12 protein-coding genes are annotated in these 12,431 nt (G+C 62.9%); 6 read left to right on the top strand and 6 right to left on the bottom strand.

What is annotated here, in order from left to right:
• Nucleotides 1–244: 244 nt before the first annotated feature.
• A complete protein-coding gene (locus MesoLj_RS01285; protein WP_140770019.1) occupies nt 245–520 on the top strand; it encodes an exopolysaccharide production repressor exox in 276 nt (91 codons plus the stop codon).
• A gap of 162 nt (nt 521–682) precedes the next feature.
• Here MesoLj_RS01285 and MesoLj_RS01280 read toward each other — a convergent pair whose 3' ends face one another.
• The 6 genes from MesoLj_RS01280 to MesoLj_RS01255 form a co-directional block, all read right to left on the bottom strand.
• Nucleotides 683–2,527, bottom strand: coding sequence for an ABC transporter ATP-binding protein (locus MesoLj_RS01280; RefSeq protein WP_202324829.1), 1,845 nt, complete (start codon nt 2,525–2,527; stop codon nt 683–685).
• 8 nt (nt 2,528–2,535) lie between these two features.
• Nucleotides 2,536–3,552 (bottom strand): serine kinase, encoded by a 1,017-nt coding sequence (locus MesoLj_RS01275; protein ID WP_202324828.1) that lies wholly within the window; start codon nt 3,550–3,552, stop codon nt 2,536–2,538.
• Entirely contained in the window at nt 3,549–5,492 is a 1,944-nt protein-coding gene (locus MesoLj_RS01270; RefSeq protein WP_202324827.1) for a lasso peptide isopeptide bond-forming cyclase, read from the bottom strand. Before MesoLj_RS01270 ends, MesoLj_RS01275 begins: the two co-directional genes overlap by 4 nt.
• Entirely contained in the window at nt 5,489–5,899 is a 411-nt protein-coding gene (locus tag MesoLj_RS01265; RefSeq protein ID WP_244735262.1) for a lasso peptide biosynthesis B2 protein, read from the bottom strand. The genes MesoLj_RS01270 and MesoLj_RS01265 overlap by 4 nt, the downstream gene beginning before the upstream one ends.
• A gap of 91 nt (nt 5,900–5,990) precedes the next feature.
• Nucleotides 5,991–6,290 (bottom strand): PqqD family protein, encoded by a 300-nt coding sequence (locus tag MesoLj_RS01260; protein ID WP_202324825.1) that lies wholly within the window; start codon nt 6,288–6,290, stop codon nt 5,991–5,993.
• A 134-nt stretch (nt 6,291–6,424) separates the two neighbouring features.
• Nucleotides 6,425–6,577: a lasso peptide gene (locus MesoLj_RS01255; protein ID WP_010913078.1), complete on the bottom strand. Its 153-nt coding sequence runs from the start codon at nt 6,575–6,577 to the stop codon at nt 6,425–6,427.
• Between the two features lie 520 nt (nt 6,578–7,097).
• On the opposite strand from MesoLj_RS01255, the gene MesoLj_RS01250 reads away from it, so the two are divergent.
• The 5 genes from MesoLj_RS01250 (at nt 7,098) to MesoLj_RS01230 (ending at nt 12,415) form a co-directional block, all read left to right on the top strand.
• Nucleotides 7,098–8,228: a nucleotidyltransferase family protein gene (locus tag MesoLj_RS01250; RefSeq protein ID WP_202324824.1), complete on the top strand. Its 1,131-nt coding sequence runs from the start codon at nt 7,098–7,100 to the stop codon at nt 8,226–8,228.
• A 65-nt stretch (nt 8,229–8,293) separates the two neighbouring features.
• On the top strand, nt 8,294–9,316 hold the full coding sequence (locus tag MesoLj_RS01245) for a glycosyltransferase family 2 protein (protein ID WP_202324823.1): 1,023 nt from the start codon (nt 8,294–8,296) through the stop codon (nt 9,314–9,316).
• A gap of 288 nt (nt 9,317–9,604) precedes the next feature.
• Nucleotides 9,605–10,006: a hypothetical protein gene (locus MesoLj_RS01240; RefSeq protein ID WP_202324822.1), complete on the top strand. Its 402-nt coding sequence runs from the start codon at nt 9,605–9,607 to the stop codon at nt 10,004–10,006.
• 146 nt (nt 10,007–10,152) lie between these two features.
• Nucleotides 10,153–11,034: an endo-1,3-1,4-beta-glycanase ExoK gene (exoK, locus tag MesoLj_RS01235; protein WP_202327103.1), complete on the top strand. Its 882-nt coding sequence runs from the start codon at nt 10,153–10,155 to the stop codon at nt 11,032–11,034.
• Nucleotides 11,035–11,083: 49 nt separating this feature from the next.
• Entirely contained in the window at nt 11,084–12,415 is a 1,332-nt protein-coding gene (locus tag MesoLj_RS01230) for a UDP-glucose dehydrogenase family protein (RefSeq protein ID WP_140770003.1), read from the top strand.
• The last annotated feature ends 16 nt before the right edge of the window (nt 12,416–12,431 follow it).

The raw sequence follows: 12,431 nt of genomic DNA, 5'->3' as shown, positions 1-12,431 counted from the left end.
TGTGCGTTGCAGCATGAAAGAGTCGATCGCGTAAGCTCAATCAAAAATATGTGCGGTTGCCCTTGCCGCCTCCTGCCCGCCTTAATAGAATTGCAAATTATACCTGTCACAGTGGCGACAGGTTGAAAGGCTGGAAGCAACCGGCCGAGAGCGGGTTATTTTAACAAGCCCGCATGACAAGGGACGGCGCTCGGGTGGGGCAATTATTGGATATGACCCGAGCCGGTTTATGGGCTGTTGGGTAATGTCGCTTCCAAAATTCATCGTTGGGATGCTTTTCGCTCTTGCGATTGTCGTCGCCTGGTCCTGGCTTGGCGGCGCCTCGCTGGGCACGACGCTGCTGCGCCTCGTCATCTGCGCGGCGGTTATCCAGGCCGGCTATTTCGTCCTCGTCTATGCAATGATCGCCAGGAGCGCACCGACGCATGCGGACAGGCTACGTGAAGCCGAAAGAAAGCTGAGCTCGCCCGAAGTGCCCGAAGGCGAGAAGCTGGGCAGCGCCCGGCGCAGCCTGCATTAGAGCAATTCCAGGAAAAGTGTGTAACGGTTTTCCGTCCGGAATTGCGTAAAAACAAATAGTTAGAGCGGTTCTGCGATTCCGTGAAACGCTGAACGGCTCTACGCCGTTCAGATATTCAGGTGATATCGGCCTGACCTGAATTCTCAACACCCCGATCGAGCCTCAGGCCACATTGGCGGGTTCGGTTTCCGACTGTTCCCCCGACAGCATCCTGGACAGCCGGCTCGCCGGCTTCGCTTTCAACCGCTGATACTGTCCGACCTCCACCACACGGCCGTCTTCCATCGCCACCACCCAGTCGGCGAAGGCGATCATCGATGGCCGGTGCGCTATCGTCAGGATGGTCATTGCGCCGCGCAATCCATCGATCGACCTGGCGATCAGCGCCTGGTTCTGCCAATCGAGCGCGCTGGTCGCCTCGTCGAGGATGAGCAGCGACGGCTTGCGCAGCAGCGCGCGCGCCAATGCAATGCGCTGGCGCTCGCCACCTGAGAGGCGCGCGCCACGGTCGCCAACCACGGTCTCGAGCCGCTGGTCGAGCTGTTCGACGAATTCGCTCGCATGTGCGGCGCGCAGCGCGGTCCATAACGCGTCGTCGCTGGCCTGCGGCGCGGCAAGTCGCAGATTCGCCGCGATCGTGTCATGCAGCAGGAACACGTCCTGCGGCACATAGGCCACCTGGTCGCGCCAGCGCCGGCGATTGCCGGCATTGATCTCGACACCGTCGACCAGGATCTTGCCGGTGGTCGGCTCGAGCAGGCCAAGCAGCATGTCGGCGATCGTGCTCTTGCCTGATCCCGAAGGTCCGATCAGGGCGGTGACCTTGCCGGCCGGAAGCCCGAAGGTGATTTCGCTCACCACCGCCTTGCCGGCGCCGTCGTCGTAGCTGAAGGAAACCCCGCGAATGTTCAGCCCGGTATCGAGCGACAGCTTTTCGGCATCGTCGAATTCGGCATGGCCCGGCTCGCGCTCGGCGTCGAAGCGTGCCTGCAGGCTGCGCATGGCCATATAGGCGGGCAGGTTGATCAGCACCTGCTGGGCTTGCGTCTGCATGTCCATGAAGCGGGGCGCGATACGCATGAAAACCAGGAGCAGCACGACAATCTCGGCCAGCGACAGGTTGAAGCGGACCAGCGCCACGTAGATGAACAGGCTGAGGCCCACGACGCTCGCCACCTGGAACACGGCGGTACCGATCGAGCTGTTGCGTACATAGTCGATGTTGTCGGCCTTCATCCTTTCCAGGGTTGCCTGCAACTGCGCGAAATAGCTGGCCTCGACATTCAGGCTCTTGGCCACCTTGATGCCGCCGAGGAATTCCGAGACTGTCCGGTATTGATCCTGGCGATTGCTGGTCAGGACACGCCCGAAGGCTGTGGCGCGCGAGCGAAACGGCTGCAGCGCTATGAACATCACGATGCCGATGATGATGGCAAACGCCGTCATGATCGGCGAGATGAACATGGAGATCACGAGATAGCCCACCAAAAGCACCGCGATCTGCACCAGCATCAGCAGCGAGAAGGCGGCGCCCTGGACGCGATCGATGTCGCCGGTCAAGGCATGGTCGAGGTCTGAGCTGCGCATGCGCGAGAACACCCCCCATCGCGCCTTGCCGATGCTCTCGAACAGGTTCATGCGCAGGCGGTTGATGAAATCGAACAGAAGCCTGGCCATGTAGACCGACTTGAAGCGGTTGAATGCTGCCTGCACGGCAACGAGCCCGACCAGCGCGCACAGCACCGTCGTCAGCTGCAACGTTCCGTCCGGCACCAGCCAGCGCACGAAATCGTTGTTCGGCAACCGCACCGCGAAATCCTGGTCGGCGCGCCCGACCAGGTGAAGCAGCGGCACAAGCAGCAGGATCGAGATGCCCTCCGTCAGGCTGCCGAGGATGAGGAACAGCAGCGCCGTCCAGGTCCGCCGCCCGCCGATCTGGGCAATGACGGCGCCGAACGCAGCGACATCACGAAACAGCGACAGGCGAAGGATCGAGGACGTCGACATGATTGCCCTCACCGCTGCCGACAGCCGGCCGCCGGCTCCCCGGCGGCTAAATTGCCAACTGCAAGGTCGGCTTCGATCAGCTCCACCGCCTCGCCTATCCTGTCGAGGCCGGTCGGAACTTCCAGCCGGAACACGCCGACATGGTTAGCGATTGCTGAACATTGGCGAAAATGCAGCGCCGCGAAATCGCCGGCCAGCGCCGCGCGGCCGAACCGCGTCACATAGGAGAATTTGATGATGGCCGGCAGGGCAGCGATACCCGGCAAGGGCGTGATACCGGCCTTTTGGCCTCGCTCGAGCACATAGATCCTGGTCGCCGGCACTGTGCCGCTGGAGAAGGCGCCGTGCAGGCGATGTTGCATCTTCTCGATCGCCGGATGCACTTGCGGCCGCACCTCCGCCTGGCCAAGCGAAATCGCGGCCGCGGCATCTGCGGCAAGCTTGATCTGGGGAAAGCCCGGAACGATCATCGGCGCGACGGGGTTGGCCAGGTCCAGCGCCACGACATCATCGGTAAGCAAATCATGCCCGGCTCGGATCAGCGCGCTTGCCGTCGTCGACTTGCCGGCGCCCTTGTCGCCCATGAAGATGGCGCCCCTGCCGGCCACCGCGATGGCGCTGGCATGCAGGACGAGCAGGCCGCGCTGGTGCAGCAACAATGCCATCACCGGCCCGAGCAGCGGGAAGGCAAGCAGCGCGTCGTCGACGCCGGGCGCCGGCTCGATATCGATGCGGCTGAAATCGCTGATCAGGAAGGCGCCGACAGCATGCCATGCCAGATATTGCCGGTCCGGCTCGAAGCGGAAGATTGTCGCGGTCTCGGACGAAGGCTTCGGCATGTCGATCGTGCCGATGGCGATCAGGATATCCGGCGTCGCCGGCTCCGCCGGCTGCAGTTCGGGCAACGCCACGTCGGATGCGACGGTCAGACCATAGGCCCGGTAGTAACGCCGCTTCCTCGTCATCCCATCACGGGAAGGACGATCACCAAGGTAGGTGGCGAACGGCTGGTTACGAGGCATCATGCGGGGCTCCCGCTGTGCTGGACCTGCCGCAGCCAGAGTGACAGCGAGGCCGAACGCCACACATACTGGACATCGAGAGGGGTTGCCTGATCGGGCTGGCGCAGCAGCCGACCATATGCGGCGCTCACCTGTGGCAGGTTGACATAGGGCGCGATGCGCCCGGCATCCGAGACCAGCAATTGCTCCAGCAGGTCGCGGTGGTTGCGCACCATGCCATTGACCAGATTGGCGGTGAAATCGATCTTGTCGCGCCGCCACTGGACCGCCGCCGGCAGGATGCCCTCCATCGCCCGGCGCAACACGTAGCGGCCAAAGCCGTGGCTGAGTTTCTCCTCGCCCGGCAGCGCCAGGCAGAATTCGACCAGCGGCTTGTCCCAGAAGGGATACCGTGGCTCGACGCCGAAATTGGCAGCCGCCTTGTCGAGCACCTCGAAGGAGTGCGGCACATAGCCGTTCAACAGGATCCAGCGATGGCTCAAGGCGTCGCTGGCCTGGACGCCCGGCGGCATGTATCCGGCCCGGTGGAAACGGTCGATGATCTCGGTGCGCCTGGCCAGGTCCGGATTGATCAGGTCGCGCCAGCTGCGGCCGCGCTGTATCCGCGTGGGCTTGCGTATCCGGTTCAGCGCCCGGTTCGCCAGCTGTCTCAGCCTGGCGATCCGCCATGCCGGCCCATAGAGCGTCAGGAACTGGAAATAGAGGGCGAGCGTGCTGTCGCCATAGGTGTTGGAGGCGCTGCGGACCTCGCGCCAAAGGTCCAGCCACCTGCCGCCATTGGCAAGCTCGTGCAAATGGCCATGGCCCGGCGAAACGACCTCGTCGCCGCCATGGCCGTCGAGCAGCACCTTGACGCCCTTGGCGCCCGCGGTCCTGTAGATGCCGCGGGTCAGCGTCAGCCCGGGCGCCAGGAAAGTGCCTTCCTGCTCCTCCAGCACCCGCTCGAATTCGGCGAAGGGTGCATAATTGCCGACAGGGATCAGCGTCGGATCGGTTTTCTGCTGATCCAATACCGCATCGATGAAAAACCGCTCATCCATCGACGAGCCCTTCTCGAAAATCAGCGAGAAGGTCGGCAGCCTGGGTTTCCGCTCGGCGGCATTCTGCAGGCCGGCGACACAGGCGATCGAGGAGGAGTCGAGGCCGCCACTCAGCATCGCGCCGATCGACTGACTGCCGCGCATCCGGTTGCTCACCGATTGCGCGAACAGATGGCTGAATTCCTCCGCCGCATCCGATCGCAGCGGTCGCGTCGATGGCTCGATCTGCCAGTATCGGCGCAGCACCACCTGTTGCGCGGTGACGGTGAGGCTGTGACGCGCCGGCAGGCTGAAGATATCGCTGTAGGGGGTGGACTGCGGGTCGTCGGGAAGTCCGGCCAGGAATCCCGAAATGCGGTGTTCGCTGATGCGCGCATCGACCCCGTCGAGGCCAAGCATCGGCCCGATCTCGGAGGCAAAGGCAAAACGCCGGTCCGCGGCGTGGTAGTAGAATGGCTTGACCCCGAAATGGTCGCGCACGCAAAACAACAGCTGCCGCTCGGCATCCCAGATGGCAAAGGCGAAGTCGCCCTGCAGGTGGACGGGGCAGGATTCGCCCCAGCGCAGATAGGCTCGCATCAGCAATACTGCGTCAGCGACCGATCTGTCGCGGACACCCAGCCTCGCCATCAGCTCGTCGCGATTGTCCAGCCGGCAATCGGCGGTGATGGCGAGCTTGCCGCCGGCCATGGTCAGCGGGCCCGGGCCGGCCTCGTCCGTCGTGTTGAGCCAGGCGTGGCCAAGCGCGATGCCGCTGTCCAGCCACCACGAGTTTCCGTCGGGGCCACGGTGGCGCATGCGTGCCAGCATCTGCTGGATGTCGGTCGCCGCGTCGGCCGGCGCGGATCCCCGGACCGCGAACGCTTGTCCCTGTCGCAGCAGGATTCCGGCCACGCCGCTCATCGGCTGCCGTGGTCGACCAGATGCGCGAAGCCGTCGACGGAGCCGCCAAGCACGACATGGTTGTCGCTGACCAGCCAGGCATGCGCCTTCAATTGCTCGCCCGTGCCGCGTTCGATGCCGATGCGGATGTTGGAGGCATTGCCCTGGCGTGCGAGAATGTACTGACCCGAGAGCGCCTGGGTAAGGCAAGTGGCGCGCGGCACGAACCGTGCAGCCGCGGCGACGCCCCAGGCGACGAGCCGGAGCTCGCCCATACTGGCGCACTGGCGCGCGTTGAGCCGGGTCACCATGCCACGAACACGGTTGTAGGAGAACAATGTCAGCCCCAGCCGGACGGCCGCGACCACCAGCAGGCAGTGGCAGAGAAAAAGGGCTTCAGAACCGCTCAGCGACAGAACCCTGGCCAAACTCCACCGGCCGGGCCGCCGGGTCGTCGGCCTGGGTCTTTGTTCCGTCGCAGGTCTTTGCCGCGGGATCATGGCCTTTTGCGCAGCCTGCCTAGACGAGTGCCTCATGCTGCACCCTCGCAAGCCCGTTTTCGGCGAGGCCCTGCAGCAGTGCGTCGACGTCGGCCTTGCAGCGCTCGGCGTCGACATTGTAGCGCGCAAGCACGGCGCCGCGGATATCGGCGATCGACTTCGGCTCCTGGATCAGCTCCCAGATGAAAGCGCCGACGCCGTTGAGGCTGTAGTAGATATTGGATTTGAGATTGAGAAGCGCGAGGCCTTCGCCAAATTCGCAAGCCACGGCATCCCCGGTGGCACTTACGCTATCGTGCTCGGATGGGTTCCAGTTCATGCCAAAACCTCGTTGCAACACACGGTCCACGCGTCGTCGGTTCAAGAGGGAAAGTCGGGGATTTTCATCCCCGGCTCCATTTATGGTCTTGGATCCCGGAAGCCCAACGTCACTCCCCCGGAATCAGGTTGGTGTCAGGAGAACGTCAGGTCGCCAATTGGGGTGTGCGCGGGAAACGACGCGTCGATTGCCGTGCTGCCACCACCGCCCTGGGTGATGGTTTCAATGGAACCATGTACCGTCAGGCTTGGCGTTTCGTACTCGTGCTTTTCAACATTCTGTTCCATTTTACTCTCCAAAATGAGGACTGGAAACGGCCTGTCGAGTGCCGTCAGCACTTTCATGCTGCGGTGCAATAGCTGCATGGCAGCATTTATGAGTCAAGCCTGATTTACCTCTGGTTAATCAATTAAAGGTTGAGGGCGTCACCATGTGTGTGCGGGCTGCTCAAAATTCCGCCGCTTTTGAACTGAAGCTCGAACCATCTGACGTCGGCGATGGCGATTCTTTAAGCAGTTGATTTTACTTGCATAAAAAGTTGGTAGTGCTGATGCTTTTTTAGGCGTCCCTAAAAAAGATGGATTTCTGTTAGCCGACCCGCGGTGATGACCGGCCGAAACGCCTCGATGGCGGTTGCAATTCCAACCGTATATCTCACGGTCTTCGGAAGGCTCGGCAACCGCTCTGGTTGCAAAATTTCGCACTGCGAAAGGAAAGACTTTACGTCGCCGAGGTTTTTGAGGATGCTTTGCTTCGCACCTGCAGCATACGCGTCGCGCAAACCGCGTTTTGGAGACCATGCGCTCGATGGCCTTGCCGGAAAGTTCCTATGAACGACTGCGCGCCGCCGACTGCGCCGACGAGATTGCCTATGTGCGGGCCTGCCTGCGGTTGTATTTCTCGGGCGCGGCGGCCTCGGCCGGCGATCTGTCGCGGCCGGGCCTTTCCGATGCTGCCGTGGCCGACATCGCCAGGCTGAACAAAGTCGCCACCTTCGTTCTGAAGGCGCTGTCGCGCGCCCCGGCGGGCGACAGGCCGGCTGAGCTTTCACAGTGGCTCGACACCTATCGCCGGCAGACGGTTTCGATGAACGCCGCCTGCCTCATGGATTCGATGGCGATCCACCAGGCACTGCGCGACAGGCAGATCGATTTCGTCTTTCTGAAGGGCCCGTTTCAGCAGCATCTGCTCTACGACGACCATTTCATGAAGCCATCGGGCGATGTCGATATCCTGGTTTCGCCTGCAGGGTTCTCGAGGGCGCGCGACGCGCTGCGTTCGATCGGCTACGAGGTATCAGGCAAGTCGCGCTCCGTCTGGTGGGTTCGCTTCCTTGGCGAACAGCACATGATTCGGGGAAGCGGGCCGAAATCCTCCACGGTCGACCTTCACTATCGGCTCCAGCAGCCCGGCTCGCCCAGCCCACGCGATGCCGACGGGTTCCTGCGGCGCAAACGGCTGGTCGAGATCACCGGCACCGGAGTGCCGTTCACGTCGGTCGCCGACACGCTGATGCTGTCCTGCATCAGCGTTGCCAAGGCCTTGTTCAACCGCGAACCATGCGCGGGCTATGTCTGCGATATCAGGGCCAGCGCCAATCGTCTCGACGAGGCCGATCAGCGCCGTGTTCTCGATGCGGCGGTGAGCCAGGGGCTGGACGATACGCTGTTGCTCGGCCTGCGTGCCGCCGACGTGCTGTTGGGCGGCACCGACACGCTCTTGTCGGAGCGGGCCAAGCCGATCCTTTCGCGCATCGGCAACGAGGATCTGCTCAACATGGTCATCGCGCCATGGCTGTCGTCACTGCGATGGCCGCAGCGGCGAACCGTTTTGTGGGAATTGTGTGGCCGGGCTCCTGTCCGCTATCTGGCGGAAGCCGGCTGGGCGGCATCGGCGGATATCAGCCGCCGCATCTTCGAACGGCCGGCCAGTCCGTGATGGCGGTGGGCATCGAATACGTACAGGGCGAGGGCATATCGAAACCTGTGCAAGAGGCAAAACCCATGTCGATGACGAAATCCGAGGTTTGCGTGATCATCGCGGCCAAAAACGCGGCACGCACGATCGCGGTAGCCATCGCATCCGCGTTGCGCGAACCGGAAGTGACGGAGGTCGTCGTCGTCGACGACGGCTCCACCGACAACACCGCCGAGGTCGCCCGCTCCACCGACGACGGCAGCGGCCGGCTTGCGGTGATGCGCCTCGATGTCAATCGCGGCCCGTCCTTCGCCCGCAATGCCGCGATCGCCGGCTCGAAGGCGCCGTTCATCAGCATTCTGGATGCCGACGACTTCTTCCTCGAGGGCCGGTTCCGCAACCTGTTTGCCGGCGCCGATTGGGATTTCGCGGCCGACAACATCATGTTGATCAGGGACGACGCGACCAGCGACGCGACGAAAATCGTCGCCCCGGATTTTGCCGCCGAGCCGGAATTCCTCGACTTCGAGCGCTTCGTCGAAGGCAACATCTCCAGGCGCCGCGTGCAAAGAGGCGAGCTTGGCTTTCTGAAGCCCGTGATCAGCCGCGCCTTCCTCGACCGGCACCGATTGCGCTACGATGAGAGCCTGCGGCTGGGCGAGGATTACGAACTCTACGCCCGCGCGGTCGCCCACGGGGCGCGGTTCAAGGTCATCCGCTCCTGCGGCTACGGCGCCATCGTGCGCGCCGATTCGCTCAGCGGCCGCCACAAGACGCAGGACCTGAAGCGATTGGCCGACGCGGATCTGGCGCTGCTGGCGATCGACAGCTTGCCGGAAGGCTCCAAGGCGGTGCTGCGGCGGCACGAGCGGCACGTGCGCGACAAGTACCGGCTACGCAACTTCCTCGACGTGAAGGCCGAGCGCGGGCTGGCTTCGGCCGCAGCCTACGCCTTATCAAGTCAATCCAACCTGGTCCCCATCGTCCAGGGCGTGGCGTCCGACAAGCTCGAGGCGCTGTTTCGCCGCGTTGGCCTTGCCTCCGGGCAAAGGCATGTGCCGCCGTTGCGTTTCCTGATGGCCGGGACCAACGCGGGGAAGGAACGGTAAGGCGCTGGGAATGCTCGGTTTATCCCGCCGGCAGCACGTCACCGCGCAAACCATTTCCACCGGATTTATGAGTTTACGAATTGGGTGGTTGCCTCACGGCTCCGACGATGGCAGTCTATGTTGCGGTGCAGCAAATTAAACGACCAACCGAACTGGCCCCCGATCGGATTGGTCTGAAGTCTCTCCCGTCAGTGGAGTGGACAATGCGGTACGAGTTGTTCGGCCCCCGGTTGCGGGGGATTGGCCAGTAGCCCGGCACGCAAGCCGGCGATGACAGGAATTTAAGCCATGGCCTCGATATTCGGCTTCAGATCAAGGGATCCTGCCCGCGACCGGCAGGCCGACGTCTCGCGCCTCGACCGGCTGGCGAAGCTCTTCGAGCAGATTGCAGCCGAGATCGAAGCCGAGAGAACCGGCCTGGAGAGCCGCTACCGCAAGACGGCCACCAACGCGGCCTTTCTTGTCGAAGCCATGGAAAACGGCTCTGCCTCGCGCAGGCGTTCATCCGAAGTCACCGCGCTGACGGAGTCGATCCTGAATTGCGAGCGTCGCATCGCGGCATTGTCGCGCCAGAACGGCATGATGAGGGAGCTCCGTCATTCGCTGGATATGGTCTTCGACGAGGGTGGGGCGTCCGATTCGGCCGCCGCGGTCGATTTCGCCAGGCCCGCTGGCGCCGGCCGAGCGTGACCGTGAAGGCGGGACCGCCGCAAGGATGCGGTGCAGGACAGGAGAGGGATTTCGGGAGGGTCAAGGAGGAGGTCAAGGTTGGCCCGTTTGGAAGCGGTTCAAACGTCGACTTTGGGTTGGGGACACAGCACAAAGGTGAGTTTGGTATGAATTCGGGTTCGAAATCCACATCCACGACTGCAATTGACGCATCGCCCTTCGCGCACCAGGCCCGGCGGATCGGCCTGTGGCTGCTGGGTCCGGCCGGGGCGCTGCTGTTGGCCGCTCTTGCCAGTTTCCCGGCAGTTCCCGCCCATGCACAGAATATCGAGACGGCCCCCTCTTTCGTCGACGATTTCACCAGTTTCAACCGTGAACGCTGGTACGTTTCCGACGGCTGGACGAACGGCAGTCACCAGAATTGCACCTGGTCGAAGGGGCAGATCAGTCTGTCCAACAGTGTATTGTCACTAGGGTTCGAGAAGCAGAAGACGAAGGATCGCGAATTCGCCTGCGGCGAGATCCAGAGCAAGCAGCGCTTCGGCTACGGCACCTACGAGGCGCGGATGAAGACCGATACCGGTCCCGGCCTGAACGCGGCTTTCTTTTCGTATATCGGCCCGTCCGACAAGCAGCCTTGGGACGAGATCGACTTCGAGATCCTGACCAAGGACACATCCAAGGTGCAGGTCAACGCCTATATCGACGGCAAGGGCAAGAACGAGAAGCTGGTCGAGGTGCCCGGCGGCACCGACAAGGCCTTCAACGACTACGCCTTCGTCTGGGAGAAGGACAGTTTGCGCTGGTACGTGAACGGCCAACTGGTGAACACCATCACCGATCCGGCGAAGCTGCCCAGCCATGCGCAGAAGATTTTCTTCAGTTTTTGGGGCAGCGACACGATGAATGGCTGGATGGGTGCGTTCGCGGATCCGGGCCGCAAGCTCTCGCTGCAGGTCGAACGCGTCGCCTTCACCGCGCTCGGCGAACCCTGTCAATTTCCTGAATCGCTCGCATGCACTATAAAACAGTTGGGAACGTCGAATTGAACCGGCCGGACCCAAAGCGGTTCGCGGCCCTGGACAGGAACGAAATCGAATGAACTTGACGGTGTTTGGAATTGGCTATGTCGGCCTCGTGCAGGCGGCGGTGCTTGCCGAGGTCGGCCACCAGGTTGTTTGCGTCGACATCGATGCAAACAAGGTGGAACGGCTCAACCAGGGCTTCGTCCCGATCTTCGAGCCGGGCCTTGAAAGCATCGTCAGGGAGAATCACGCCGCCGGCCGCATCAAGTTCACCACCGATGCCGCCGCCGCCGTCAGGCATGGGGAAATCCAGATGATCGCGGTCGGCACGCCGCCCGGCGAGGACGGTTCGGCCGACCTGAAATATGTGCTGGCGGTCGCCGAGACCATCGGCCGCGAGATGGAGACCGCCAAGATCATCGTCGGCAAGTCGACCGTGCCGGTCGGCACCTGCGAAAAGGTAAAGGCCAGGATCGCCGAAACACTGAAGACGAGAGGGCGCGAGGACCTGAGCTTCGACGTCGCCTCCAATCCCGAATTCCTCAAGGAAGGCTCGGCCGTCTCCGACTGCATGAAGCCCGATCGCATCATCGTCGGCACGTCCAGCGAGGACACCGAGGCCGTGATGCGCGAGCTCTACGCGCCCTTCAACCGCAACCACGAGAAGATGATCGTGATGGACGTGCGCAGCGCCGAGTTCACGAAATACGCCGCCAACTGCATGCTGGCGACCAAGATCAGCTTCATGAACGAGATGGCCAATCTGGCCGAGCAGCTCGGCGCCGACATCGAGGAGGTGCGCAAGGGCATCGGCAGCGACCCGCGCATCGGCTATCACTTCATCTATCCGGGCCTCGGCTATGGCGGCTCGTGCTTCCCCAAGGACGTCCGCGCCCTGATCAAGACCGCCGAAGGCGTCAAATTCGACGCCAAGCTGCTGCGTGCCGTCGAGGAACGCAACAACGACCAGAAATCCGTCCTGTTCGACAAGGTGAACCGCTACTTCAAGGGCGATCTCGCCGGCAAGACCTTCGCGCTGTGGGGCCTGGCCTTCAAGCCCAACACCGACGACATGCGCGAGGCGCCGGCGCGCGTCCTGATGGAGGCGCTGTGGAAGGCCGGCGCGACCGTGCAGGCCTATGATCCCGAGGCGATGCAGGAATGCCAGGCCATCTACGGGCTGCGCGACGACCTGATGCTGTGCGGCACCAAGGAAGCGGCACTGCGCGGCGCCGATGCGCTGCTCATCGCCACCGAATGGAAGAGCTTCCGCGCGCCGTCCTTCGACGCGCTCAAGGACGCGCTGACCACACCGGTCATCTTCGACGGGCGCAACCTCTATGATCCCAAGGTCGTGGCGCGCCATGGCATCGAGTATCACTCGATCGGCAGAATGGCGGCATGAGGCTGGAGTGGTGAGA

The organism is Mesorhizobium sp. 113-3-9 (assembly GCF_016756515.1).
GTDB lineage: Bacteria > Pseudomonadota > Alphaproteobacteria > Rhizobiales > Rhizobiaceae > Mesorhizobium.
This window is presented reverse-complemented; position numbering and strand designations above follow the sequence as displayed.